Annotated in this window: 30 protein-coding genes and 2 pseudogenes; 21 read left to right on the top strand and 11 right to left on the bottom strand. The window is 71.9% G+C overall.

Annotated elements, in window-relative coordinates; genetic code table 11:
- Window positions 1-8: 8 nt before the first annotated feature.
- The 3 genes from AC0B61_RS34200 to AC0B61_RS34210 all read left to right on the top strand — a co-directional run bounded on the left by AC0B61_RS34200 (window position 9) and on the right by AC0B61_RS34210 (window position 1,848).
- Window positions 9-857 (top strand): helix-turn-helix domain-containing protein, encoded by an 849-nt coding sequence (locus AC0B61_RS34200; RefSeq protein ID WP_471745956.1) that lies wholly within the window; start codon window positions 9-11, stop codon window positions 855-857.
- A gap of 261 nt (window positions 858-1,118) precedes the next feature.
- On the top strand, window positions 1,119-1,547 hold the full coding sequence (locus AC0B61_RS34205) for an ATP-binding protein (RefSeq protein WP_471745958.1): 429 nt from the start codon (window positions 1,119-1,121) through the stop codon (window positions 1,545-1,547).
- Window positions 1,548-1,623: 76 nt separating this feature from the next.
- On the top strand, window positions 1,624-1,848 hold the full coding sequence (locus AC0B61_RS34210) for a hypothetical protein (protein WP_471745960.1): 225 nt from the start codon (window positions 1,624-1,626) through the stop codon (window positions 1,846-1,848).
- A 63-nt stretch (window positions 1,849-1,911) separates the two neighbouring features.
- On the opposite strand, the gene ku is transcribed toward AC0B61_RS34210, so the two are convergent.
- From ku to AC0B61_RS34225, 3 genes are all read right to left on the bottom strand, one after another.
- Window positions 1,912-2,991, bottom strand: a complete 1,080-nt coding sequence (ku, locus tag AC0B61_RS34215) for a non-homologous end joining protein Ku (protein ID WP_471745962.1) — start codon at window positions 2,989-2,991, stop codon at window positions 1,912-1,914.
- A gap of 209 nt (window positions 2,992-3,200) precedes the next feature.
- Entirely contained in the window at window positions 3,201-4,205 is a 1,005-nt protein-coding gene (locus AC0B61_RS34220; protein ID WP_471745964.1) for a hypothetical protein, read from the bottom strand.
- A gap of 65 nt (window positions 4,206-4,270) precedes the next feature.
- On the bottom strand, window positions 4,271-4,462 hold the full coding sequence (locus AC0B61_RS34225; protein WP_471745966.1) for a hypothetical protein: 192 nt from the start codon (window positions 4,460-4,462) through the stop codon (window positions 4,271-4,273).
- Between the two features lie 397 nt (window positions 4,463-4,859).
- On the opposite strand from AC0B61_RS34225, the gene AC0B61_RS34230 reads away from it, so the two are divergent.
- A complete protein-coding gene (locus AC0B61_RS34230) occupies window positions 4,860-5,315 on the top strand; it encodes a hypothetical protein (protein ID WP_471745968.1) in 456 nt (151 codons plus the stop codon).
- Window positions 5,316-5,363: 48 nt separating this feature from the next.
- On the opposite strand, the pseudogene AC0B61_RS34235 reads toward AC0B61_RS34230, so the two are convergent.
- Window positions 5,364-5,590, bottom strand: a pseudogene (locus AC0B61_RS34235) (ATP-binding protein); the annotation flags it as partial.
- A 32-nt stretch (window positions 5,591-5,622) separates the two neighbouring features.
- On the opposite strand from AC0B61_RS34235, the pseudogene AC0B61_RS34240 reads away from it, so the two are divergent.
- Window positions 5,623-5,871, top strand: a pseudogene (locus AC0B61_RS34240) (ATP-binding protein); the annotation flags it as partial.
- Window positions 5,872-5,918: 47 nt separating this feature from the next.
- On the opposite strand, the gene AC0B61_RS34245 reads toward AC0B61_RS34240, so the two are convergent.
- The 3 genes from AC0B61_RS34245 to AC0B61_RS34255 form a co-directional block, all read right to left on the bottom strand.
- Window positions 5,919-6,503, bottom strand: coding sequence for an SMI1/KNR4 family protein (locus tag AC0B61_RS34245; RefSeq protein WP_471745970.1), 585 nt, complete (start codon window positions 6,501-6,503; stop codon window positions 5,919-5,921).
- A gap of 292 nt (window positions 6,504-6,795) precedes the next feature.
- Complete coding sequence (locus AC0B61_RS34250; protein ID WP_471745972.1) at window positions 6,796-7,407, bottom strand: ATP-dependent DNA ligase; 612 nt, start codon at window positions 7,405-7,407, stop codon at window positions 6,796-6,798.
- A gap of 12 nt (window positions 7,408-7,419) precedes the next feature.
- A complete protein-coding gene (locus tag AC0B61_RS34255; protein ID WP_471745974.1) occupies window positions 7,420-7,623 on the bottom strand; it encodes a hypothetical protein in 204 nt (67 codons plus the stop codon).
- Between the two features lie 106 nt (window positions 7,624-7,729).
- On the opposite strand from AC0B61_RS34255, the gene AC0B61_RS34260 reads away from it, so the two are divergent.
- Window positions 7,730-8,383, top strand: coding sequence for a hypothetical protein (locus tag AC0B61_RS34260; RefSeq protein WP_471745976.1), 654 nt, complete (start codon window positions 7,730-7,732; stop codon window positions 8,381-8,383).
- Window positions 8,380-9,126 carry a hypothetical protein gene (locus AC0B61_RS34265; RefSeq protein WP_471745978.1) on the top strand — a complete coding sequence of 249 codons (747 nt, stop codon included), beginning with the start codon at window positions 8,380-8,382 and terminating at the stop codon, window positions 9,124-9,126. Before AC0B61_RS34260 ends, AC0B61_RS34265 begins: the two co-directional genes overlap by 4 nt.
- Before the next feature lie 36 nt (window positions 9,127-9,162).
- Here the strand turns inward: AC0B61_RS34265 and AC0B61_RS34270 are convergent, their stop codons facing one another.
- The gene (locus AC0B61_RS34270; protein WP_471745980.1) at window positions 9,163-9,996 is read right to left on the bottom strand and encodes a hypothetical protein; all 834 of its coding nucleotides are present in this window, start codon (window positions 9,994-9,996) and stop codon (window positions 9,163-9,165) included.
- 247 nt (window positions 9,997-10,243) lie between these two features.
- Here AC0B61_RS34270 and AC0B61_RS34275 point away from each other — a divergent pair, with 247 nt between their 5' ends.
- Genes AC0B61_RS34275 through AC0B61_RS34290 form a run of 4 tightly spaced genes read left to right on the top strand, consistent with a single transcriptional unit; the run spans window position 10,244 to window position 11,924 of the window.
- A complete protein-coding gene (locus tag AC0B61_RS34275; RefSeq protein ID WP_471745982.1) occupies window positions 10,244-10,384 on the top strand; it encodes a hypothetical protein in 141 nt (46 codons plus the stop codon).
- Window positions 10,381-10,941 (top strand): RNA polymerase sigma factor, encoded by a 561-nt coding sequence (locus tag AC0B61_RS34280; protein ID WP_471745984.1) that lies wholly within the window; start codon window positions 10,381-10,383, stop codon window positions 10,939-10,941. The genes AC0B61_RS34275 and AC0B61_RS34280 overlap by 4 nt, the downstream gene beginning before the upstream one ends.
- A gap of 5 nt (window positions 10,942-10,946) precedes the next feature.
- Complete coding sequence (locus AC0B61_RS34285) at window positions 10,947-11,699, top strand: hypothetical protein (protein WP_471745986.1); 753 nt, start codon at window positions 10,947-10,949, stop codon at window positions 11,697-11,699.
- A gap of 60 nt (window positions 11,700-11,759) precedes the next feature.
- Entirely contained in the window at window positions 11,760-11,924 is a 165-nt protein-coding gene (locus AC0B61_RS34290) for a hypothetical protein (RefSeq protein ID WP_471745988.1), read from the top strand.
- A 386-nt stretch (window positions 11,925-12,310) separates the two neighbouring features.
- On the opposite strand, the gene AC0B61_RS34295 is transcribed toward AC0B61_RS34290, so the two are convergent.
- Window positions 12,311-12,466, bottom strand: a complete 156-nt coding sequence (locus AC0B61_RS34295; RefSeq protein WP_471745990.1) for a hypothetical protein — start codon at window positions 12,464-12,466, stop codon at window positions 12,311-12,313.
- Window positions 12,467-12,616: 150 nt separating this feature from the next.
- Here AC0B61_RS34295 and AC0B61_RS34300 point away from each other — a divergent pair, with 150 nt between their 5' ends.
- Together AC0B61_RS34300 and AC0B61_RS34305 are read left to right on the top strand one after the other, a co-directional pair.
- Window positions 12,617-12,835 (top strand): hypothetical protein, encoded by a 219-nt coding sequence (locus AC0B61_RS34300; protein ID WP_471745992.1) that lies wholly within the window; start codon window positions 12,617-12,619, stop codon window positions 12,833-12,835.
- Window positions 12,836-13,355: 520 nt separating this feature from the next.
- Window positions 13,356-13,583, top strand: coding sequence for a hypothetical protein (locus AC0B61_RS34305; protein WP_471745994.1), 228 nt, complete (start codon window positions 13,356-13,358; stop codon window positions 13,581-13,583).
- Window positions 13,584-13,646: 63 nt separating this feature from the next.
- Here the strand turns inward: AC0B61_RS34305 and AC0B61_RS34310 are convergent, their stop codons facing one another.
- Window positions 13,647-13,886, bottom strand: coding sequence for a hypothetical protein (locus AC0B61_RS34310; RefSeq protein WP_471745996.1), 240 nt, complete (start codon window positions 13,884-13,886; stop codon window positions 13,647-13,649).
- A 114-nt stretch (window positions 13,887-14,000) separates the two neighbouring features.
- Here AC0B61_RS34310 and AC0B61_RS34315 point away from each other — a divergent pair, with 114 nt between their 5' ends.
- The 8 genes from AC0B61_RS34315 to AC0B61_RS34350 all read left to right on the top strand — a co-directional run bounded on the left by AC0B61_RS34315 (window position 14,001) and on the right by AC0B61_RS34350 (window position 23,899).
- Window positions 14,001-14,621, top strand: coding sequence for a DNA-binding protein (locus AC0B61_RS34315; protein WP_471745998.1), 621 nt, complete (start codon window positions 14,001-14,003; stop codon window positions 14,619-14,621).
- 5 nt (window positions 14,622-14,626) lie between these two features.
- Entirely contained in the window at window positions 14,627-16,834 is a 2,208-nt protein-coding gene (locus tag AC0B61_RS34320) for a hypothetical protein (RefSeq protein ID WP_471746000.1), read from the top strand.
- Entirely contained in the window at window positions 16,831-17,538 is a 708-nt protein-coding gene (locus AC0B61_RS34325) for a helix-turn-helix domain containing protein (RefSeq protein ID WP_471746002.1), read from the top strand. Before AC0B61_RS34320 ends, AC0B61_RS34325 begins: the two co-directional genes overlap by 4 nt.
- A 34-nt stretch (window positions 17,539-17,572) precedes the next feature.
- On the top strand, window positions 17,573-19,930 hold the full coding sequence (locus AC0B61_RS34330; RefSeq protein ID WP_471746004.1) for a helicase associated domain-containing protein: 2,358 nt from the start codon (window positions 17,573-17,575) through the stop codon (window positions 19,928-19,930).
- A gap of 77 nt (window positions 19,931-20,007) precedes the next feature.
- Window positions 20,008-20,745, top strand: coding sequence for a hypothetical protein (locus tag AC0B61_RS34335; RefSeq protein ID WP_471746006.1), 738 nt, complete (start codon window positions 20,008-20,010; stop codon window positions 20,743-20,745).
- Between the two features lie 129 nt (window positions 20,746-20,874).
- Window positions 20,875-21,213 carry a hypothetical protein gene (locus tag AC0B61_RS34340; protein WP_471746008.1) on the top strand — a complete coding sequence of 113 codons (339 nt, stop codon included), beginning with the start codon at window positions 20,875-20,877 and terminating at the stop codon, window positions 21,211-21,213.
- Between the two features lie 180 nt (window positions 21,214-21,393).
- Window positions 21,394-22,569 carry a hypothetical protein gene (locus tag AC0B61_RS34345; protein WP_471746010.1) on the top strand — a complete coding sequence of 392 codons (1,176 nt, stop codon included), beginning with the start codon at window positions 21,394-21,396 and terminating at the stop codon, window positions 22,567-22,569.
- A gap of 166 nt (window positions 22,570-22,735) precedes the next feature.
- Window positions 22,736-23,899 (top strand): hypothetical protein, encoded by a 1,164-nt coding sequence (locus tag AC0B61_RS34350; RefSeq protein ID WP_471746012.1) that lies wholly within the window; start codon window positions 22,736-22,738, stop codon window positions 23,897-23,899.
- 126 nt (window positions 23,900-24,025) lie between these two features.
- Here the strand turns inward: AC0B61_RS34350 and AC0B61_RS34355 are convergent.
- The coding region (locus AC0B61_RS34355; RefSeq protein WP_471746014.1) for a hypothetical protein at window positions 24,026-24,674 on the bottom strand (649 nt) is incomplete at its 5' end.

Consider the following 24,674-nt stretch of genomic DNA (forward strand, 5'->3'; position numbering starts at 1 on the left):
CCAGCACCATGTCGTCGTCCCTCTCGTCCAGCGTCATCGAGGCGCGCAAGGCGCTCGCCGACCGCCTGGTCGGCCTGCGCAAGGACGCAGGCCTGACCGGCGACGAGCTGTCTGCCCGCTGCGGGTGGCACCCGGCCAAGACCTCCCGGATCCAGAGCGGCAAGTCCGCCCCCTCCGAGGACGACCTGCGCGCCTGGTGCACCGCCTGCGGCGCCGACGACCAGGTCCCCGACCTCATCGCCGCCGCCCGCGCCGTCGACTCCATGTACACCGAGTGGCGCCGCATGGAACGCAGTGGCCTGCGCGCCGCCCAGGAGTCCGTCGCCGCCCTCTACCGCCGCACCAGCTTGTTCCGCGTCTACGCCAGCCGCGTCATGCCCGGCATGGTGCAGACCCCCGAGTACACCACCGCTGTCCTGCGCTCGATCCAGCGCGCCCGCGTCGAGGTCGACGACGTCGCCGACGCCGTCGAAGCCCGCCTGGAACGCCAGCGGATGCTGTTCTCCGGCCGGCACCGCTTCGGCCTGCTCATCGAGGAGTGGGTGCTGCGCGCCGCGGTGTGCGATACGGAGACGATGGTGGCCCAGCTCGGCCACCTGCTCGCCGTCTCGGCCAGCCAGTTCGTCAGCGTCGGCGTCATCCCGACCGGGCCAGACAGGCCGCACCTGCCGGTCGAGGACTTCTACCTGTTCGACGAGGCCGAGGTGGCCGTCGAACTGACCTCCGGCTACCTGCGGATCACCCAGCCGCGCGAGATCGCCGACTACGTGCGCACCTTCACCGACCTGGCGTCCATGGCCGTCCACGGAGCCGGGGCCCGTCAGCTGATCACGGCGGCGATAGCCACTCTCGGGTGACTTGGCGCAAGATGGCGCAACCTCGTTGAGAGCCCGCCAGCGGACTCCCTACCGTCGATCGTCGCCCGTCGTGACGGACCGGACACCCGGTCCCCGGCGGGCGAACCGGGACCGCTGCGCGGGCCCGCCCCCCGTCGGGTCCGCGCAGCCGTCACCGCCGACGAGAGAGCGGAGATCCGCCGTGGCCACGCACCCCATAGCCCGCCCGCTGGCCACGGCTTTGGCCGCACCTGGGCGGCGCCGACGGATGCGAGGTTCACGGTGACCGCCGCCGTCCAGACCCCGCCACGGCCTGCCGGCGCCGCTACGGTGTCGCTGCCCTACGAACCGCAGTCCGCAGCCAAGGCCCGCAGCCTGGTGCGCACCACACTGCCCGGGTGGAGGTTGGAGGACCTGGTCGAGGCCGCCGAGCTCATCGTCAGCGAGCTGGTTGGCAACGCCGCGAAGACGGGCTGCCGACTGAAGATGACGGTCGCCGTCGCGCGCATCACCGACCAGTGCGTGCGGATCAGCGTCCGAGACGGCTCGCGCACCCTGCCCTGCCTGATCGACGCAGGCCCCGCCGCCGAGTCCGGCCGCGCCCTGGCCCTGGTCCACCACCTCACCTGCGGCCACTGGGGAGCCGAGCTGGAGACCTACGGCAAGACCGTCCACGCCGACCTGCACACTAGTCCTGCCACGGCCGGCTGACGTCCCGTTGCCCAACCGGCCACCGCTCGTGCGCGGTGTCCTGCCGCAGGCGGACGGCTACCCCGCCGGGAGCCAGGTGACCGAGCACATCAAGGTCGCCGAGAGCCGCTGGCGCCAGCAGCTGGCAGAGAAGGGCCAGATCACCGCGGACGAACGTTGGGCGCTGGTCCGCTCCGCGCTCGAGGATCGGGCCGGCGGCGCCATGCACACCGACCCCGGCACCAAGGACCACATCTACACCCGCACGGAGGCCGAGGTCGTCATCGCCGCCACCGCGGCCCTGCTGCGGCTGCTGCCCTGACACTCGCGGCGCCCGAGGTTTGACTTGCGTGGGGAAGCGGAGGCGAGGAGGCGAGGGGTGTGGTCAAGATGCCTTGCGTCGTGACGGGCCGACGTGTTCGAGGGCCTGCTGGAGCTCGTCGCGCGTCATGGTGGAGCGGTGCGGGATGTCGAGGTCGGTGGCTCGCTTGTAGAGCTCGGCCTTGGTGAGCTGGGACAGGTGTTGCTTGCCGGTGGCGCTCGCGCGCTTGGTGGTTTTCGTCGTCGTGCCGGCCTTGGTGGCGGTGCTCTTCTTGCCGCTGGCCGGTTTGGGGGAGTGGCTGGCGCGGGCAGCCTGGGGGCGCTCGGTGTGAGTCTTCTTCTCGTCCTTGGCGGGCTCCCCTTTGCGAGCGGTCTCGAGGCTGCGGCGCAGGGCGTCCATGAGGTCGACGACGTTGGTGGCTTCCGGGGCGGGGCCGGCGGAGACGGCGATCTCTCGGCCGGCGAGCTTGTCCTGGACGAGCTTCTTGACCTGCTCCTCGTAGGTGTCGTGCCACTGGTCGGGCTTCCACTCGATGGCGAGCATGCCGATCAGCTGTTCGGCGGTTTTGACCTCCTGCGGGGAGAGCTTGGTCTTCTCCGGGAGGTTGCCGACCTCGTGGCGGGGGTCGCGGACTTCGTCGGCGAAGTGCATGGTGTGGAGTTCCAGAAGGCCGTGTTCGGAGCGGATCGCGGTCAGGTACTCCTTGCCGCGCATCGCGAACATCGCGAGCCCGGCCTTGCCTGCGTGCTCCAGGGCCTCGACCAGGAGGGCGTACACCTTCTGGTACTCGGTGCCGCGGGGGCCGAGGTAGTAGGTCTTGTCGAAGAAGATCGGGTCGACGTCGGCGAGGTCGACGAAGCCGGCGATGTCGATGGTGCGGGAGCGGCCGGGGGAGATCTGCTCCAGCTCGTCCGGTTCGACGATCACGTACTCGCCGTCGGTGACCTCGTAGCCCTTCACGATGTCCGAGAACTCGACCTCCTTGCCGGTGCGCTCGTTGACGCGCTTGTTGCGCACCCGGTCGGAGGTGCCGCGCTGCAGCTGGTGGAAGCGCACGTCGTGGGACTGCGTCGCGGTATACAGGGCGACCGGCACGGTGACCAGTCCGAAGGTCAGCACTCCGGTCCACATGGGTCGGGCCACGGTGGTCTCCTTCGCCAAGCCGGTCCGCCGTCGCTCGCCGCGGCGGGTCACGGCCAGCGTCGCCGCCGGCCCGGTATGTCCGCACGTGGTGTTGGGCCGACGGGCGTCGCCGCCCTGCTGGGCCCCGCTCGGAGGCGACACGGCGACGCCCTACCGGGCGCCTGCGCAGCGGCCGTCGACCCAAACCACGAGCGCCGCGCGGTCGCGGGTCAGCCGGCCCGGTCGTCGTCCTTCAGGGTCCGCAGCCGCCTGGCCGCCTCCCGTGTGGCCTGGTGCGCGCGGGACGCCTGGGCGTGGGCGGAATCGACGGCGTCCTCGGCGGTCTGTACCCGGCTGTCGGCCCGGGCGAGGGCGTCCCGGGCCCGGTTGCCGCGTTCCTGCGCGTGGAGAAGTTCGAGGTCGGCCTGGTCGGCCTCATCCTGAGCGCCCTGCCGGGCCGACCTGGCGGCGCGCAGCTCCTGTTCGGCGGCTGCGGCTCGCTCGGCGGCATCTTGCTCGGCTGCTTCGGCCGCGGCCACGGTGACCTCGGCCTCCTCCCGTTCGCGTTCACGGGCACGCTCGCGTTCGGCCCGGGCCCGCGCGGCCGATCCCCGGTCGTCGGACGGCTCGCCGGCAGTACGGGCAGGAGTGCGGCCGGAGCGTTGTGCTCGCTTGCGGCCCGTCGTCGTGCCCGGGCCCGCGTCGACATCGTTCGGGACGTCGGGTTGCGCGGTCTGCGTCCCGCCGGGGGCGGTGCCCGGCCACAGTGGCGGTTCCAGGGCGGCGGTCAGCCGGCCTTGGGCCAGGGCCTGGGCGGCGTCCGGGTCGGCGAGCGCGGCGGACAGCGTGCGGTCCAGGTCGGCGACCGCGTCCGCGCCGAGCGGGTGGCCGGCGGCCGCAGCGTTGCGGCGGGCCCGCTCGCCCAGCGACCGCATCAGCTGGCGGCGCTGGTCGGCGAGCGCGCGCAGCTGGTCTCCGGCGAGGTGGTCCTGGGCGTCGCGCAGGGCCTGCCCGAGGTCCAGGAGCTGTTCGACAAGGTCGCGGTGGCGGCGGGTGAGGGCGTTGGCCGCCCATGCGGTGAGGGTGGGCCGGTGCAGCGCGCGGATGCGTTTGGCCAGGGGCGGGTCGGTCTTCTTGACCTCGTCGGCGCGCGCGTTGCGGGCGGCGGTGAAGTCCGGCGGCGCGAGGGCGTAGAGCGCGTCGGCGATCTCGTCGAAGTCGTGCGGGCTGGCCACGTTCGGACTCTACGGCCGGCCCGGTGTCCGGGCCCGCCCTGAGCCCGCCGGGCCCGGGCGCCGGTCTACCCGTCGTCGTCCGTGCGCGTGCCCGGGCCGAGGCCGAGGAAGTAGGCGAGCGCCTCCGGAGCGCTGTCAATCATGGCCTGCTGTTCCTCCGCCGTGCCGCGGTCGCGGTCGTTCAAGCACCCGAGCCACGGGTTCCAGGGGGCCCTGCGGCCGCAGGCCTCGCACACCATCGTCGCCGTCTCGGGCATGGGCACCTCCGAGCCGCTGATCTGCTCCGTTTCCACGCTAGCTCGGGCGGCCGTCGTCACCAGGCCGGTACTGACGGGCCCGGGTCGGCCTGCTCATCGGTGACGGTGGTCGTTGGGCACCTCCGGGGTCCGGTCCGGCCCCTTCATCCCCTCGTGGCTCGTGCCGCGGGGGTCTGGAGTGAGTGTCCTCTGCCACTGAACCTTGACCGTTTGCCACTGAACTTTGACCAACGTCGTTTTCTGCCGCTGAACTGGCTTCGTAGGCGAGAACGAAGAGCGATTGTTGGTGGGTTCTGGCATCGGTTCTTGATCTGGGCGCCGGAAATGTTGATGCGAACTGGCAGCACTCGGGGGGTGTGTCCCCGGTGTGTCGGCGCTGACGGACATAATCCGAGTCGTGGACCTGAGACCCGAGCTGCTGCCCCCGCCTGTGAACCGGGAACGGCTGGATCAGTTGTGTCGCGAGATCGAACGGATCGCTGACCTGCTGGTCGTCAGCTCCGCGGGCGCGGATGAGGCGATCACGGCCTTCAATGACGTGACCGGTCACGACTACGGGGCCCTCGACTTCGCCGAGTACGACGCCAGTCGAAGCCTGGAGGAGTTCGCCAAGGAGGCCGCCCGGCCGGCTCGTCCGCGGGTTGCGGACATCACCCTGGACGAACTCGTCGAAATCGTTCGCAGACTCCTGGCGGCCTCCCCGGAAAGCGACTACTACCTGCGGCTTCTCGAAGCCAACGTGTCGCATCCCCGGGTCAGTGACCTGCTCTTCCATCCACCGGCCGAACTCCAGGACGCCTCTGCGGAGCAGATCGTCGACGAGGCCCTGAAGTACCGACCGATCGCGCTCTGAGCAACGGGACGGGTCAGCCGGCTGCCGCCTGCTGCTCGGCGCGGGCGCGGTGGTGGCCAGTCGGTAGGAGTCGGTGCCGGTCTCGATGATGTTGCCACCGAAGGTGAGGCGGTCGACGATGGCCGCGCAGAGGCGGGGGTCGGTGAAGGTCTTGGTCCAGCCAACGACTCGTTGGAGGCGATGGCGACGCTGTTCTTCTCCTCGCGCTCGGTGAGGACCTGGAAGAGCAGTTCGGCGCCGCGCCGGTCGAGTTCCATGTAGCCGAGTTCGTCCAGCTATGCCGATATCCGCATAGGTCGACGAGTTCGGCTACCTGAACCTGGACCGCAAGGGCGCGAAGCTGCTGTTCCAGATCTTCACCGAGCGCGAGGAGCGCAAGGCCACTGCCGTCGCCACGAACTCACCCTTCACCGAGTGGAACAAGACCTTCGGCGACGCCCGCCTCTGCGCGGCCATCGCCGACCGGATCACCTTCCGCTGCACCCTGATCCAGACCGGCACCGAGTCCTACCGCTACCAGGCCACCCAGGAATCTCTCTTCCCCAGCCCGAACTGACACGCCACCAGCAGCACGGAGAGCTTGACCCCCATTCGTCCGAGAACCTACCAATGCGGATCGGCGTCCCACTCGCTGTCAGGCTCGCTGATCTGCTCAAACGACTCGAAGGCGTGAGCTTCGAAGAACATCGCTATCGAGAAGGGCTGCTGGGGGTCCGTAAGGATCCGGTATATGAACTCGCTGGTGGAGCCGTCGAAGCGCTCCCACTCGTCGACGTCATCATGCGCTTGGGCGAGAATCGGCCACTCGTCAGGATCGGCAGATTCGGTCAACCAGTAGAACTGGTCAGCCTGGACGGAGTCGCCCCACTTGAGCAGGCCGCCAGCGGCAGGGAAGACCAGGTAGGGACGATAGAGCTCGCTGATCCGGGGGTCGACGAGGGCCTGATCGCCAAGCCATTTGACGTCTTCGATCAGATCATGATGGGGGCTCGGCGAGTCGGGCGTCGAGAACCACAGATACTCGGTGAACTCGCCGGAGCCGAAGCGCTCTGCCAAGAGTTTGTAGTCGGTCGGTAGAGGAGTGCCGAGTCGCGACTCCACCGAGGGCCAGTCGATCGTCCTGGTCCTCGTGGTCTCCCAGCCCGTGATGCCTGCGAGCTTCTCGATCCACGTTTCCGCTGTATCCACGACGGTGAGTAAACCGCAGCCAACCGACAACAGCCCTGTCGGGGGTCCAGTTGGCGCCGAACACCGGACTGGGAGCGAGGCCCTGGCCGCGACTTGTCAGGGAGGCGACCCGGGCCTGCGATCACAAGCTACCGACACCCCTACCCGAGCCCCTGCGGACACTCCGCCCACGCCCACCAGGTCACCCGATCAGTGGCTCCCAATCTCGCCGGACTGGCTCCCGAACTCGCCGAAGAACACCCGCCACGGTCGAGTACACCATCGCCACGAACGGCCTAGACCCGGCTCTCATTCACACCGGAGCAGTGGCTCCCATATGACCCGACAAAATCACCTTGGCGACGATCCCCTCGATCCCCATGGGCTGGAGGCTGTGATACCAGTCGGCGGCCTCTGTGCGGCTGGTGGTCGCCATGCAGAGTTGCAGGGGCGGGCGGGCCCCGGCGAGCGTCATCTCCAGGGCATCCCACCGTTCCCGCAGCGGCCGGTCCCGGATGTCGCGTCCCGGTAGCGCGAGGGCGTCCCAGGCGACGTACAACACCTGGGTGCCGGCGGCGGCCCGTGCCGCGGGGGAGTGCAGTAGGGCGGTGAAGTCCAGCTTCCCCGGCCCGCCGTCCGTCCGCTCGTACGCGACGATTTCCCCGTCGAGGACCAGGCCGACGGGGAGCGAGGCCAGTGCCGGCGGCAGCTGGGGGAACCGGTCGCCGAGCTCGTTGCCCCGGCGCGACACCAGGTGGACCTCGTGTCTCTCCAGTACGTGGGCCGTCGCCCGGATGCCGTCCAGCTTGATCGTGTACTGGGTCCCGCCCGGCAGGGCGTCCTCGGCCGGCAGCACCGGGACCGGCACTGGCCGCATCACCTCCACCGGCGGGCGCAGCAGTACGGGGCTGTGGGTGTGCGGCATGGCTCCACCGCCCTACTGCCCGCCGTCGTCCACGGGCCGACCGGGGCCGAGGCTGAGGTAGTAGGCGAGGGCCTCGGGGGCGCTGTCGATCATGGCCTGCTGTTCCTTCTCGGTGGGGCGGTTCCGGTCGAAGCATTCGAACGAGCACGCGCCCCAGGGGTTCCAGGCCGTTGTGCGGCCGCAGGCCCCGCAGGTCATCGTCGCAGTCCCGGTCATGCTGCACCTCCGGTCCGGCGGGTTCCTCTCCTCCACGGTAGGCCGCGTCGGAGCCGGCCGGAGCTGACGTTTGATCACTCGAGCCAAATATCGAACAATTGTTCCCGTGACTGAAGCTGTGCCGTTCTCCCACCCAGCACCCCCGCCGGCGCAGCCCGGGGACGCCGAGCGGGCGCCCCGGGAGCTGATGACGCTGCCCGGGTACTACCGGGACACACGGCGGTGGCGCCTGGTGGAGATCCGCGTGGGAGGCGACTGGCGGCCGGCGATGCTGACCGTGTGGCGGCGCCCGCCGGGCAGCGCGGTGTGGGTGACGCACGTCACCTGGGGCGCCGGCGACTCCTGGGGCTGGTTCGTCTTCGACGAGCACACGGTCAGGGAACTGCCCGAGCCGCAGGACGAGCCCCCGCCCGGCCCTCCGTTCTTCGGGCGGTGGCGGGACGCGACCGTGGTCCCGGCCGAGCTCGTCGGCCAGGTCGCCGAGGACGGTTCCGACAACTGCTGGCGCCTGGCCTGGATCCGCACCGGCGGGCAGTGGCGCTCTGCCCTGGTGACCGTCCGGCGCCGGCCCGGGCCCGGGCTGCCGTGGATCGCAAAGGCGAGGTGGGGCGAGGACAAGGACTCGGCCTGGGTGGTCGCCGACCCCGTCACCGTGCGCCCGGTCGCCGCGGAGCTGGAGGCGGCCGTCGAGGCCGGCACCCTGGCGGGCGCGGGCGGCCCATCCGGGACGGCGGAGGACGCCGGCGGGGAAGAGCGGTGAGCGCGCGGATCGCCGCCGCACCGGACCCGGCGGCGTCCGAGCGCGGTGAGCGGCTGGCGCTCCTGCTGGAGGAGACCAGCCCAGCCGCCCGCCTTGCCCGTGTCGAAGCCGCCTCCCGGCCGGTCCTGCCCGCGCTCGAGCCGCTGCTGCCGGACGGGCGACTGCCCAAGGGCGTCGTCGTCGAGGTCCTGGACGCGAGCCTGCTGCTCGCGGTGGCGGCAGGGCCGGCCGCCGCGTCCAACACCTCGTGGACCTCGATCATCGGCTGGCCCGAGGCCGGGCTGGCCGCGGCCGCGGCGTACGGGATCCCACTTGAGCGCACCGTGCTGGTCGACGACCCAGGGCCTCACTGGGCGGAGGCGGCCTCGGTCCTCGCCGACGCCTGCGAGACGATCATCCTGCGCCCCACCAGCCGGCCCGCGCCGCGCCAGCTCGCCCGCCTCGAACAGCGGCTCCGTACCACCGGCGCCACCCTGATGACCCTCGACGCCTGGCCGGGCACCGCCGAACTGCGCCTGACCGCCGGGAACGCGGTGTGGTCCGGACTCGGCGACGGCTGGGGGCAGCTCACCGGCCGCCAGGTCGACGTCCGGTCCACCGGCCGGGGCCGCGCCGCCCGGCCCCGCGATGCGCGCCTTCTCCTGCCGGACGAACACGGCGGCGTGAGCGCAGCGGCACCCGCGCCGGTGGACCGGTTGCCCGGAGCGGGCGACGCCGTCGCGGGGATCGCCGCCCTGGCGTAGCCGCAGGCGCCCTGGGTGGAGCCGGCCGTTGGCGTGTCAGGTGAAGTCGTTGAGCCGGGAGCCGTCGACGAGCGCCAGGTCGAACCTGGCCACGACGGCAAGATGGTCGGAGTAGTCGTGCTCGACCGTGCGGTAGTCCACGATCGCCGGGGTGAGTGCCGGGGTGGTGTGGAGCTGGTCGACCCGCAGCCCGCCGTGCTTGCCGGTCGGCCGGCGCAGCGCGGGCTCGTCGAGTTGGTCGGCGAGGTGGGCGGCGACGTCGGTGAGGTCCGCGTCGCGCAGCGTCTGCCCGACGACCCTGTTGCTGACCCATGGATCACCGGGGTGCTCGCGGCGCAGGCAGCGGGAGGCCCGGTTGTAGGGCTTCACCAGGGTCCAGTCGATCTCCGGGTCGGTTGCGGTGGGGTGGTTGATGTCGCCGCCGATCAGGCCGATCCCGCCGTACCGGTAGACCCGGGCCGAGAGGATCTGCGCCTCGACGGCCGCCTGCTGCGCGGAGTAGGGGATCAGGTGGGCGCTGACGGCGACCAGCGGGGCGGGAAGGCCGGCGGCGATGCCCCAGGGGGCGATCCGGGCGGCGCCGTAGCCGTGGTGCAGTGCGGAGGTGTACCGGGTCTCGATGTCCTCGACCTGGAGGTGCGCGGGGTTCCAGGCGACGGCGACCGGTTGGCTGCGCGACGGCGCGACGTACAGCTCCATGCCGAGCGCCTTGCCGGCGGCCTTCGCCTGGTCGGGGTCGACTAGCCAGTCGACCTCCTGGAGCAGCAGGACGTGCGGGCCGATCTCGCGGACCACTTCGACGATCCCCGCCCACCGGCCGTCGCCGGCGCCGTATTGGACGTTCTGGCTCATGACCGTCAGCACGGACACGCTGCCCCCTTTCCGCCGACGGAGGGTCCGCCGGTGCAGGGCAGCACGCTAGCCGGGCACCGGCCCGGACACGCCGAGTTAACCGGAGACCCACCAGCCCCTTTGGTGTCACTCGGTAGGCGGATTGACACCCTCCGCAACTTTCTGCCCGTCGCGGCTAAACGTTCTCGCCCGAAACCGGAAAGCTGGCACATGCCGGCACGCCGCCCCCACGGCCCGTCAGTTTCCGAGTACGAAAGGCGCGAACGTGAACATCGTCCCCCGCACCCTTGCCTCCTGCCTCAGGCAAGCCCCCGCCGCGTTGCCCGGCCGGCCCAAGCCGGCCACCGAGCGCCCGCAGGCGGTCTCGCGGCGCAGCGGCGTGCCGGATCCGGCGGCCGCCGCGTGAACCACGACGACCGGAGCGAGGACGACCACGACCTGCGGCTGCCGATAGAGTTCGAGGCCTTCTTCGAGCTCTACCACCAGCGCTACCTGGACTACGCCCGCGCCCAGCTCTCGCTGTGCGAGCCCGAGCAGATCCAGGACCTGGTCGAGGACGTCCTCGCCCACCTCGGCGCCGACTGGGAGCGCGTGCTCCAGCGGCCCAACCCCACCAACTACGCCTGGGGGGCGCTACGCTTCGCGGTCGAACACGAGCGCCGCCAGCGCGGCGAAGTGCTGCGGCTGGTCGAGAAGGCGGTCTTCATGGCCGCCGCCAGCCGCGCCACCAGGCCCGTTTTCGAGGCCTTAGAGGACGGGCTCGGGGTCTACGACGCGATCAGCCGCCTTCCCGAGCGCCAGTACGACGCCCTCCTGCTCAAGCAGTTCCTCGGTTACACCACGGCCCAGACCGCCGACGTGATGGGCATCAGCCCGCCCACGGTCCGCGCGCTGATCCACCAGGCCCGCACCAGGCTCCGCAAGCACACCCTGCTCGCCGCCTCCGAATCCGACGAGGAGTGAGACCGGTGACCACCGAACTCGACCATCTGGCGGCCGCCGCCGCCCCCTTCGCCCGCTTCACCGGCTACGACCCGGCCGCCGGGCGCCGCCGGGTCGCCGCCCGAATCGCCGCGCTCAAGCAGGCTGACACCCCGGACCCCGCCCCCGACACCGATGCCGCCCGCGCGGCGAAGCCGGAGCACGCCGTCGACGCGGACGGGCTGACCTTCCAACAGCACGCCGAGCGCGACCTGCGCAACCTCACCACCTGCGTCATCAACGAGAGCAGCGCCCCCGAGAAGCTCCAGCGCCTGGTCAACTCGCGCGACATCGACCCGCAGGGCGGCCTGGTCTTCGCCGCCCTGCTCTACCTCAGCGGACACCCGCGCAACGCGCAGTTCTGGTTCCAGTTCGCGGCGGGCTCCGGGGACAGCACCTCCGCCTACGCCCTCTACCTCCACCACGCCGCCCTCGGTGAGCTGCGCGACGCCGAGCACTGGTACCACCAGACCGCCGACCTCATGGACCGGCCTCTGCCGGACCTCCCTCACGACGAGCTGCCCCCGCCGCCCAGCCTGCCCCCGGTCGACGCCTACCTCTTCAACACCCCCTGGCACAGCCAGCACCTGCCGGCCGACACCGAAGCACTCCACCGGCCGGACCCGGCTCTGCGCCACACCGTCGACCACCTGCGCACCGTTAGCGAGGAGCATCTCGGCGCGTTCGTCCTGCCGACGCCGGCTCTGGCCGAGCAGCTGCATGACCTGGTCTGCCCGTAGCCGGCCGCCCTGGCGCCCTCGCGCGCTAGGCCCGTCCACCATCATGTTGGGAGCACCGCGTTGTCCACCGTCCTCCAGCACGCCGCCCTCATCACCGCGGCCAGCAGCGCCTGGTACGCCCTCGCCGTGACGACCGCCGCGGTGACCGCCGTCGTCGCGCGCAGCGACGCCCGCCGCCGCGACGCCCGGGAAGTGCTCAAGGTCCTGGTGCGCCGCAACCGCTGACACGTTGTGCGCTCGGCCCCGGCCAGGGAAGTCGGCCGGGGCCGAGCGCTCCAGGAGGCCGGAGCGGCCCGCGCGCGGGCCGAGGGGCGGTACGGTACTTGGGGCGGCCGTTCCCGTCACCGGAGGGCGGCGGCCGTGGTACGCCAGAGCCATCGGATTCGACCAGGCAGGACGGCCCGCAGCATGTCGGTGATCGAATACGCACTTCCTCCAGGAGCCGACGCCTCCCACCTGTGGCAGGTCATGATCACCGGTGAGATCCAGGTGCGGGCGGTCGACTGGGTGGCCCCGCTCCCGCCAGGCCCTGAGGCCGACCACTCCGGGGACTTCTACGTCTCCGAGGTCCTGGTGCCTCTGACCTGCACCCGGTGCTCGTCGACGACGGGTCACATCGGGCAGGGGCGCTGGGACGACGAGCTCACCCTGATCTGCAGCCGGTGCGGCACGTCCTGGGTGGCCCACTGGGCCGGCGTCAGCATCGAGGCGATGGAGGAGGCCAGCCGCCAGTTGCTGCGGCAGCTCGTCGTCCAGGCCGGCTCCACCCCCGAAACCGTACCGGGTGACACGATCCGGGAAATTCGGAACGGGCTCCAGACGGGCAGTGGACCCCCAGCCTCGCCGACCAGGCGCTGGCCCGCGAGCTGCTGCTCGGCCTCAGCAGTGACCCCAGCCCGGAGGCGATCGCGAAGTGTATGGCCTCCGGGCCGCAGGACTGGCCGGGGCGGAGTCAGCAGTTCGCCGAGGCGTTGGCCCGTACCGTCGGCGTGCTGCGCGACCCCGACGTCGTGACCAGCGCGGTGGCGCGGGCGGCGCAGGAGGTCCTGGATCTCGTCAAGGACCTGGCCCTCACGATCGCCGCCATGGACCCGGATCGGCTGCGGGCCGAGCCGGACGACCGAACCGGAAGGTAATGAGCAGGGCGGCGCATACCGCCCGCGCCGTCCGCCATCGCCGCGCAGGCCAGCCAGGCCGCCGCCCGCAGCGACTACATGCGGGCCGGTCCATGGGCACCGCCCTCCCCGGATCCCGATCGTGCCTGCGGCCCGCCGCGCTCGTGCTCCGGGTGCGCCCGTGGGCGGGTCACCTGATCCACGATTGCCACGGACCCGTCGTGGCAGAGGCCGCTTGCTACCACTGCATGAGCGGGCCACCCTCCGCAACCTCGACAAGTGCGGCTTCCCCATCCCCGACCAGCAGCGCTCGATCCTGGAAGCGCTGAGCGTCGTCTGACGGTCGCTCCGCCCGGGCCCGGCACCATCCCCGGTGGTGCCGGGCCGGTGTGCGTTCGCGCGCATTATCGGATCCGAAATTCCGTAGCGGATCGTGGTGCTGAGCCCCAAGACATAGACGTTTCTGCGCGCGAGTCCTGTCCGGTGGTGGACTCTGGATGACTCGAAGGGGTGGAACACACCTCTCACGAAGGGGGGCGCCATGACGCCCGTTCAGTCCGCTCTGCAGTTCCTCGCCGAGGCCTTCATCGACCCGGCCGGCCCGCAGGCCGACCAGCTCGCCCACGCCGTCCGCAACGTCGGCTCCGTCCTCTTCACCGTCCCGGCCGCCGTGAACGCCGTGACCGCCGTCCGCAAGCTGCGCACCCCCAAGGCCCCGGGCTGCTGCGGCGCGTGCCCGGTCCACCGCCCGGAGGCCTGCGCCGAGTAGGCAAGGGAAGCGGTCCGGCCCGGCCACCGTGATGGTGACCGGGCCGGACCGTGCGGGTCTTGCTCAGGCGTTGCGCAGGGCGAACGCGACGCCCGCGCTCAGTGCGGTGAGCTGGGCCGCGTTGAGGCCGAGTACGCGGGCCTGGCCCTTGGCGATGTTGCCGAGCACGTAGGTGCCGACCAGGGCCGCGCCGAGGATCACCGCGGCCTTCTGCTGGCGAGGAGTCATCTTCTTCACCTCCTTCCGGGGTTGGTAACCGATCACGGTCTCACCCGGCACCGACAGCGGAGGGCGGACAGCCATCGGGGCATGCTTATACGACTTACTAAAAAGGCGTGGACAGTGTCCGAGGGGAGGCGTAGAGTCGCCCTAGCGTTTCAAGTTAGATGAATAGGCGTGGAGGTTGTGGGTGTGTTCGTGACGACCGGTCAAGCCGGGACGGCACTGGGGTGCTCGATCCCGACCGTGAAGAAGCTGATGGCCACCGGCGTGGTCCCCGGCGTGCGCGAGCAGGGCCGGCAGGTGTTCCCGCTGGCTGCTCTCCAGCAGTTGCAGGCCCGGCCCGCCGCCAACCTGACTGTGCTCGGCACGGCCGAGGTGGCGGTGCTGCGCTCGGACGCCCCGGCGAAGGTGGACGAGCCGGACCGCGAGTGGATCGGCTTCGGCACCGCACTGGACCAGGCGCAGCTGCTGGCGGCGCTGTCGGGCTGGTGGCGTTGCGACCCGGCCCGGGTCGCAGCGGGCGCGGTGCTGCCGGTGACGGTGGCCGGGTTCGTCGTCGCGGTGCTGACCGGCCTGACCGAGTGGGAGTCGGACGGCACCGCCGGAACCGCGGCCCGGTTCCGCTTCCCGAAGGCGCGGATGGCCGGCTACCTGACCGACCTCACCGCCCCGGCCAACGCCGCTGACCCGGCCGACCCCGAGGACGCCCGCCTGGCAGGCCTGCTGCTCGGCACCCGCCTGGCCTCCGTGTCCGGCGGCCCGATCGCCTACGTCACCACCAACCCGACCACCGACACCGCCGACGAGGGGGAGTAAGCCTGATGGACCGGAAGTCGTACACCGCCGAGCTCGCCGGTCTGCGCGAGCTGCGTACCGAGATCACGGCCGCCGAAAAGCAGGTCGCGGCCGCGCAGAAGGAGCTGGACAAGCTCACCGCCCAGCGCGCGCGCCGGGTCGCCGGGCTCGCGGGGTACGAGGGCGCCCAGGCGCCGGCCGTCGCGAAGGCCTCCGGACTGTCGGTCGGCGACGTGGTGCGGATCGCGCCGCTGCTGGACCCGACTCCGGCCGCCGTCCGAGCCGCCAAGGCCGACGACCAGGCCGTCGCCGCTGCGCCCGTCGAGGCGCCGAAGGCTGCGCCGGTCGCCGAGCCCGCCGCCGCGGTCGCCCCGGCGCTGACCCGCCCGTCCCCCGTCGTCGAGCAGCAGGCCCCGGCCGTCGAGGCGCCGACCGAGGTCGAGGACCAGGCCGCCGTTGCCGAGCAGCCCGCCCCGGCCGCGCCCGTCGCTGCTGCGCCGGTCATCCCGGCGGCTCCGGTCGCTCCGGTCGCTGCCGGGCCGCGCGAGCTGCCCACCCTTCCGGAGGGCCCGGCCGGCGCCCGGTTCGAGGCCGTGACCACCGGGCTGGTGTCCAAGCGCCCGAACTTCACGCAGCAGGCCCGCGCCACGGTGTTCCTGGACGCGGCGGCCGGGATGCTCGCGGTCCGCGACCAGGTCGTCCGGGTCGACCTCGGCGCCCGCACCCCGGGCGAGATCCTGGACGCCGTCCTGGCGACCGCGCCCGGCACCGAGCGGGTCTACATTACCGCCGGCGCCCCGTGGCACGACGGCGCCGAGCGCTACTCCACCCTCAAGGACGCCGTGGCGGCCTGGCTGAACACCTCCAGCGAGCGGTGGACGACGGCGGTCGGCTCCGGCCGGGACAAGCTCGCCGGGCACTTCGTCCACCAGCGCCAGCCGGTCGGCCGCTACGCCCCCGCCGCCTCGCCGGACGGCCCGGTGACGGAACTCCGGAGCATGGGGGAGTGGTTCGACCCGGACGGCGCCGACGTCGTCACCTGCCGCCAGGCGTTCACGCTGCTGTGGCAGGCGCTGCGCCGACACTGGGACGACGCGGTTCTCATGGGCTCGCCGTCGCAGACCGGCCGGGACCTGTGGTCGCGCACCATCCCCGCCACCGGCAAGTGGGCGGGCGGCTACCCGGTCCTGTCCGAGGAGCTGCGCGGTCTGCTGCACGCGACCGGCGGCCAGGGCCGGACCGAACTGATCCTGCCGCCTCGCGTCCCGGAGCAGCTGCCCGACCTGGTCGAGTACGACCGCACCTTCGCGTACGCCAAGCACTTGTGGAAGAGCCCGGTGGGCACGCCGCGCCGGATCACCGCGGCCGCGTTCGCGGCGATGACCGAGGCCGAGCAGACCAAGGCCCTGATGTCCTGCTCGCACTGGAACGTGCGGGTGACCGTCCCCGCCGGGTGGAACCACGTTGGCCTGCTGCCCGCGCCGGTCACCGGGGACCGGGCCTGGATCTACCCCTCGGAGCCCGGTGCCACGTTCACCACCTGGGCGGGCGGCGCCGAGATCCACCTCGCCCTGTCGAACCACCTCGCCCCGTGGAAGGTCGAGATCCTGGGCGGCCTGCTGTTCGAGGACGGCAAGCCGCTCGACGAGTGGGGCAAGCGCCTCAAGTCGGCGTGGGCGGACCTGACCAACCTCTCGAAGCTGCACGGCGACGAGCGCCAGCGGCAGGCGGCCTACCTCGCCTCCCGCGCGGTCCGCTCAGTGCTGCTGTTCGGCCTGGGCGGCTTCGCGCAGCGCCCGCGCCTGGTCTCCGGCACCACCCCGCTCGGTGAGGCGCTCCCGGCCGGGGTGGAGATCCTCGGCCAGGACAACGACGTCGTCACGTGGCAGCGGCAGGCTGGCTTCTCCCGCGACCCGTACGCCCACCCCGAGTGGGCCGCCTACGTGTGGTCGGGGGCCCGTGCCGCGCTGCTGGACATGAAGTACCGCCAGGGCAAGGAAGTCATCGGCTACGCCGGGGCGCTGCACGCCAAGCCGGGCACGGTCGTGTACTTCGGCACCGACGGCATCGCCCTGACCGAGCGCCAGCCCTGGCCCTACCGCGGTGAGCCGGGCGACTACCTCCTCAAGGGCCACCTCACCGGCCCGGTGGAACACCCGACCTCTCAGGAGCAGTACCTCAAGCTGCGCGGCCTGGGCCGCGCCGAACTCGCGCAGACGGGAGCTGACCAGTGAGCCCGGCCGACCCGAACAACCCGAACGAGGCCGCGCGCCTGACGCAGGAGCTGATCGACCAGGGCTACACCAAGCGCCAGGTCGCCAAGATGCTCGGCCGCGACGCCAGCCTGGTCAGCCAGTTCTTCACCAAGGGCAAGGGCAAGGCGTTCGTCGGCGCGCTGCGCCAGGTCGTGCGCGCGGTGCGCGGCGGCGAGCGCGACACCGAGGCACTGTCCGGCATCGCCGAGGCGAACACCAAGCGCCGCACCACCAAGACGGGCCAGAAGGCCCGGGTGCGGGGCAAGGACACGGTCGGCAAGCCCGGCGAGTCGATGGCCGGCCGCGCGGGCAAGCAGGCCATCAAGTCCGGCGCCTCCCACCTCGCCCCGGTCGTCCACGAGACCGGCCAGGCCGGCGGCCGCCTCGCCTTCACCGTCCGGATGAAGGCCAACCAGTACGTCTACTCGGCCGGGTCGGAGAAGGACTCCGGCGGCATCCGCCGTGGCTTTATCCCGCGTTCCGACGGCACGGAGGAGCGCACCTACGGCTCCGCCTCCACGGGCGGGTTCGACGCCGCCGAGTGGTCCCAGCGCGTCGCCGAGCACCACGGCGACGTCACCGAGGCGATGCGGGCCTGGCTGGTGGAGACCGGCCGCGCGGTCGAGGAAGCCGACATCGCCTACCTCGAGGTCCGCGGCTGGATCCCCGAGGACCAGCAGTAGGTCCGTCTCAGCATCCGAAGGAGAAACCGCCGCCGTGGAGACCACCACCGCCACCGCCGAGCAGGACGTACCGGCCGCGTTCCGCGCCGCAGCCGCTCAGCCGGTCCCCGCGCAGCCGTCCGGCACCGCCACGGTGAACCCGCTGCCGCTGCACTGGTTCCAGAAGGACGCCGTCGCGGCCGCGGTGCGCGAGGTGAAGGACGGCGGCCGCGCCACCGTCATCGCGGCGACCGGCTCCGGCAAGACCCTCATCGCGGCCGGGTGCGCCCGGCGCCTGGCAGCTCGCGGCCGGGTGCTGGTGCTGGTGCCGACGATCGAGCTGCTGGAGCAGACCGCCGAAGCGTGGTCGCTGCGGGGCGGGCGCCGGGGCCTGGCGGTGGCGGCGTGCTCGCGGGAGGAGGCCCTGGAGAGCGCGGAGGCCGGCGGCCGGGTCCACGCCGAGGTGACCACGCAGGCCGTCCGGATCACCGATCTGGTCAAGGGCGCCCCCGACGACCAGCCGGTCACCGTCTACGCCACCTACGCCTCGCTGGAGCGCATCGTCCAGGCCCACCAGGGCTGGGGCTTGGCCCAGTGGGACCTCGTGATCATCGACGAGGCCCACCGTACGGCAGGTGCCGAAGGGAAAGCGTGGGCCGCGATCCACAACGACGCCCAGGTCCCCGCGAAGCGCCGGCTGTACTTCACCGCCACCCCGCGGATCGCCGACGACCGGCGCGCGAAGGACGGCCTGGCCGACCTCGCCGACACCGAAGGCGCCGAGAAGCTGCCCGTGCTCTGCTCCATGGACTCGGAGGAGATCTACGGCAAGACCGTGTTCACCTGGACCCTCGGACAGGGGATCGAGCACGGCTACCTCGCCGACTACCGGGTGCTCGTGCCGGTGGTGACCGATGAGGACCTGCGCGAGCTCCTCAACCTCCCCGCCGTCGCCGACCTCCGCTCCCAGCGCAGCAACGAGGAACTGCTGCGCCTCGCGTTGCAGATCGCGGTGCTGCGCGCGGTCGCCGACCTCGGCCTGCGCCGGGTCATCACGTTCCACTCCCGGGTGTCGGCGGCGCGGGAGTTCGCGAGTACCCTGCTGGACGCCTCCGAGCTGCTGGAGGACGCCGAGCGACCGGAGCGGATCTGGGCGAGGGCGGTGGCCGGCACCGACCGGCTCAAGGACCGCCGGGCCGCGTTCGCCGACTTCAAGGCCCACACCGGCGAGGACGGAGAGGAGTGCGGCATCCTGTGCAACAGTCGGCTCCTGACGGAAGGAATCGACGTCGCCGCCGTGGACGCCATCTGCTTCGCGGACCCGAAATCGAGCGTCATCGACATCGTCCAGGCCGTCGGCCGGGCACTGCGCCAGTCCTACCGGCAGGGCAAGGTGTCCTGGGTCATCATCCCGGTCTACCTACCGACGCCGGAGGTCGGCGACGACACCGCCACCGCGCACCCCGCCGAGGTCCACGACGCCGGCGAGGCCGTGAAGGCCGAGGCCGACGCCGAGATCGAGGCCTCCTCCTTCCGCACCATCTGGCGGGTCCTGCGCGCCCTGGCCGCGCATGACGCACGGGTGGTCGGCCGGATCACCGAGCTGCGCGCCAGCCGCTCGCAGGGCACCGCGCACACCACCGCAGCCAAGCCGGCCGAGAGCCAGGCTGCCGAGGCCGGGGAGGGCGAACAGCAGCCGGCCCCGGTGGAGTCGCCGGTCGAGTGGCTGTGGATCAACGCCAAGCAGCATGCCGCGAAGATCCTCCAGACCGTCAAGCTGCGCGCGTTCAACCCGCGCGCGGTCGAGTGGCAGCGCATGCACGCGGTCGCGGCGATCTTCCACCTCCAGCACGGCCACCTCGACCCCACCGACAAGACGAAGCACGCCGAGCTGATCTCCTGGCTCACTCGCCAGCGCCACCTCCACGGCCAGGGCCTGCTCGATGCCGCCCGGGTCAGCGAGCTGGACGCCCTCGGGATGATCTGGTCGAAGAACGCCAACGCCTGGGAGCGCGGCTACGCCTACGCCGCCGCGTTCCACCACCAGCACGGCCACCTCGCGATCCCCGCCACCGCGAAGCTCGACGACTACGCGGTGGGCGCCTGGATGCGCCGCCAGCGCAAGGCCGACAACCTCACCAACGACCAGGTGGCCAAGCTCGACGCGCTGGACGAGCTCTGGCGGCTGGAGCCGGACTGGAACCGGTCCTACCGGCGCCTGCTCGCCTACCTCGCCGCCGGCGGAACCCTCGACGGCCCCGCCAACCGCACCGGCGACGAGGCGGACCCGGCCTTCCGCCCCGGTACCTGGCTGCGCAAGCAGGACAAGGCCCGCACCGAGGGCAAGCTGACCGACCACCAGACCGCGCTCCTGGACGCGCTCCACCGGCACGCCGAGACCGTCGCTGGCTGACCCCGTCCCGCACCGATCCGACCCGCCGTCCCGGCCCACCGAGGCCGGGACGGCCCGCTTCCCGGAGGAGGACCCAGATGCGCGGCGCTGGATACCACCTGCTGACCCGGCTCCTGACGGACGCCGGCCACACTCCCGAGCAGGCCGCTGCGGCTATCGCCCGGGCCGAATACGACGTCCTCGACTGGACCGTGAGCGTCGCCGAAGGCACCAACTGGCGCTGCCCCGACGGGCGCACCGAGGACCTCTACGACCGCACCGTGCGCCTGACCGGCCCCCGCACCCCCGGCGCCCCCGACCACGCCATCGACCCCGCCCCCGCCCTGGCCGACCTCACCAACCTCCTCGCCGAGCGCACCGTCCTCCTGTGGTCCCCCATCGACCTCGCCCCCCTCTACGACGCCCTGCGCCGCCTCAAGCTCGACACCGCCCTGCTGCCCGAAGGCCGCGTCAACAGCCTGTACTCGCCCGCCACCCAGTGGCGCGCCGACCTCGACCCGCGCACCGGCGAACTGCGCCGACCCACCCCACCCGGCACCGCCGACCGCCTCCTCCTCCTGCTCCGGAAGATGGCCGCCGACGCCCTACGCCTCGACCCGACGGACGAGTACGACGACCCCGACCGGAAGCTGTGGAACTACCAGCTCACGGCCAGGCGGGTGGACCCGGCGCACCCCGGAGTCTCCGTGATCGTCACGCACGCCGTCGCGGCCTCGGTGGAGGACGCGGTGCGCCTGACCAGGAAGAAGCACGACGGCCGCCTCTACGGCGACGGCCTGTACCGGATCGTGCGCGTTGAGGAGGAACGGCCGTGACCAGAAGGCGCCGCAGCCAGTTCTGACCGACCCTTCCGCAGCGCGCCCCAGCCGGTGACCTCTGGCTGGGGCACGCTGCTGCGTCATCGGCACCGCTGTCCACAGCCGACCTCGACCAGGGTGGCCGCCATGACGACGAAGAAGAAGACCGCAGCGCCCTGCCAGGCCCACGGCACCGACGGCTGGGGCAACTGCCCGGTGGCAGAGCTGCGCACCGTTCAGACACGGCTCCTGGTGCTGCTGGAGCGGTACGCCGACGGCCCGCTGAGCATGGACTACCGGTTCAGCCCGGACGAGCCTACCCAGCGGGCGGTCCGCCTGCTCGCGACCCTCCTCGAACTCGTCCAAGCCCAGGCCGAGGACACCGGCCGCTTCGTCATCGTGCCGACGTGGGCCGAGATCCTCGAGCGGCACTTCCCCCGAAGGACCCGGCCTAACACCGCACGGCGGGTCCGCCCGGCCGGGTGAAGACGTCCCCGGCCGAGCGACACGCCTGCTCCATTCGTCCTACAACCTGTCAGAGGACCTTCCTACCGTTCCCGGTATGACGAACCACCTGTGCACCACCACCGTGCCGACCACGCCCGTTCCCACGCTGCTGCCCACCGTCCCCGCCCGCGGCAGAGCCACCACCGGGCGGTGGACGGTATGAGCCTCACCTCCGGCCTCAGCTGCCCCCGAACCCCGCTGCGCCGCTTTCTGGACCGGGAGATGTCAGCCGGCCCCAAGCCGCTACGGGAGAACTTCCGCGCCCGCTACGCCACCGAGCCCGTCCTGCTGCCGCCCGCCGGGGTGGGCACCGAAGCCGGCACGGTCGGGACCGCGATCGACCAGCGCCTGCGCCTGGCGTTCACCGCCGCCGACCCCACCGACCTCGCCACCCGGTTCGGGATCGCCACCGCCCGCGGCATGGGCAGGGCCGGTGAGCGGATGGGCGCCGTCGGCGAGCAGCTCCTGGAGCGCCTGGCCGAGACCGTCCACGCCCTGGACCTGGACAACCGGAACCTGCCGGTGGACCGCGCCTGGGAGGAGGAACAGCACCTCGCGCGGCTCCTGCTCACCGCGGCCTGGTACCAGGTCGCGGCCCGCAACCCCTACGGCTTCACCTACACCCCGCTGTTCCTCACCGCCACCGACGCCCCCGAGACCTTTACCCTCCAGCGCCTCCTGGACCTGCCCCACCACGACCTCGTCGACGACGTCACCGCCCAGCTCGCCCTTGCCGCCACCGGCCCCCTCCAGACGCTGCGCGCCACGACCGACCCCGCCGCCTGCACGGGCGGCGTGATGTTCGCCGGCATCGACATCACCGCCGACGCCGACCTCTTGGCCGACAGCACGCTGATCGAGATCAAGAGCACCCGCCACCCCCGCCGCTTCGAGAAGGCCACCGCCTGGCAGATCCTCGGCTACCTCCTCCTCGACACCACCGACCGCCACCACATCGACACCGTCGGCCTCTACCTCACCCGCACCGCCACCCTGGCCACCTGGCCCGTCGAGGACTACCTCGCCCTCCTCGGCGCCCGCTGCCGCGACCTGAACCGGCTGCGCGCCACCTTCGCCGAACTCCTTACCGGCTGCCCCGCCGACGAGGAGCCCTACGAGATCGACGAGCAGCGCCGCGTCCAGCGCCTGCTGGACCGCCTGGCCACCCCCATCCCTCTCGGCCACTGCCCGGTCTGCGCCCAGGCGGTGCCGCCCCCGGCATCCGCCGGCCGTGCCCGCCGCTACTGCACCACCTGGTGCACCCGCCGGGCCCCGGGGCTGCGCCAGCGGGGATGGCTCCCCGACCGGCTGCCGGACCTGGCCGTCGCCGCGTGACGTGCGGGCGTCCCGCGCCGCGACGACGCTGCGGCGCGGGACGCGTCCGCGACAGCCGCTGGCCCAGGACACAGGGCCGCGAAACGAGGGCTTCCAAGCTGAGGTGCAGTCGGACCGCGCGGCACCGGGCGCCAAGAAGGCCGCCGCGCTCACTAAGGTGGCCGCCATGAGCGTCTCTCCTGCGGACTTCGCCTGGCTGCCCGACCACCAGCTGCACGTCGTGGCGACGCTGGCCCATGTCGATCAGACCATCGAGAGCGCCATACGGCTCATCCACGAGTACACCGAACCAGGAGCACTCGTGCTGGAGAACGTCCTCGACGGCGACCGCGCCCACGTCACCGTGACCGCGATAGCCCCCCTGCCCGCAGCGATCCCCCGGCTCGTCGCCGACGCCCTCACCCAGCTACGAGCGGCTCTCGAACACGTCCTGTACGCCGAGATCCAACACCTGATGCCGCGGCCCCTGACCGAGCAGGAGGCGGCGGCCATCGAGATGCCCGCCTCCACCGAAGCCGAGAGGTTCGACAACTGGCTCAACCACGGTCGGCGCAAGCAACTGCCGCCCCTGCACCGCGCCGCGCCGCTCGTCCAGCGCATCCGTGCGCTGCAGCCCTTCCAACGGGCCGACACGGACAATCACCCACTGCGCCTCCTGGCCGCGTACACGAACCTCGCCAAGCACCGCACCCCGGCCGTAGCCGCGACCCGGCTCGCCGCTGTCCACCCAGACCAACCCCACCCCGACCTCGAGGTCGCCCTTCCGCTCAAGCTGCGCCCGCAGCCCGGGGACGGTCTGCCGCTCCAGCCGGGAGACATCCTCGCCAGCGCCCCGAAGAACGTCCGCATCCCCCTCTCCATCACAGCCGCTGTCGCTCTCCAGCGCCCCCACACCGGTGTCTGGCACCTCGCCGCCAACGAGCTGGAGTACTTGGAGAACTGGGTGCGCACCACGGCCGTCCCCATCCTCATCACCGGCACTCGCGATGTCGCCCCGATACCGCCGCAGCTGGACATCACGACCGGACACGACGATCTGCGCCGCGAGCTCGCCGGTGTGGGAAGCACTACCGCGGCGCAGCGGGCCCGACAGGCGATCGCGGTCGCGTCCGCGCGGCGGAGCCTGGCCGACTTCGTCGCCTCCGAAGCGGGTTCCTCCCCGGAGGAGGCCGGGGCGTGGTTCGCCACGATGGACGACAGCGCGGTGCTGGTGGTGGTCAGCCGCCTCACCCGGGCCGTTGCCTCTCCCCTCATGTCAGAGGGACTTCTCGCCGAACTCCTCTCCGGCTTCAGTGCCTACCAGGCCAGGGTCGCCGCACCGACCATCTGAGGCAGTGCAGATCGCCGCCGAGCTCGACCCCACTGCGGTTCAGGAGCTGCGCCGCTGACAGCCGGACACTTCGAAGGCGCTGGTCACCACCTGGTGGTCGGCGCCTTCGGTTCGGTTTGCCCAGGGCTACTCCGCTGCGCTGATGAGGGGGTGCTGCGCTGCCCACCGGGCCACGGCACCGCGGTTGCGGGAGGTGAACAGGCCGGTGTTGAGGTGTCCTTCGCGGGTGATCACCTGGTTGTCCGGCAAGCCGTAGGCGTGGAGCAGTTCGTCCGCCAGAGCGGCGGTCGCCTGCGGCAGGCCGATGCCGTGGTCGGCGACGTCGTCCAGGAGCACGGTGGCTTCGGAGTAGGCGAAGGCGCACGGCTGCGTGCTTGCCGGCATCCGTTGGCCTGTCGCGGGGTGGAGGAAATCGACGGTGAGGGGCAGCGGCTCCGGGCGGTACATGTCGATGTTCAGCCTCTGACACGGGTGGCTGGCCATGTCGTCTACCAGTGTGGCTTTGACCTGGGCTGTTCCGCTGGCGGCGGCCCGATCCCGGGCGTGGCTGGCGAGGAACGGCAGGGCGCAAAGGAGCTGGTAGACGACCTCGCCCGGTTCAACGAACTGCCAGTTCGGTTGATCGCTGTCCAGCATCGAGAGGTGCCGGTGAAGCGGGAGTGCGATCGCCGCGCTGCCGTCTGTCGGCGTACAGGTGAAGGTGCTCAGCCATGTACGAGTGAACGTACCCAGCAGGTCACGCCGACTCGAACTTGACCATTGCGTCGCCCGCGGC

Source organism: Kitasatospora sp. NPDC023385 (assembly GCF_055664045.1).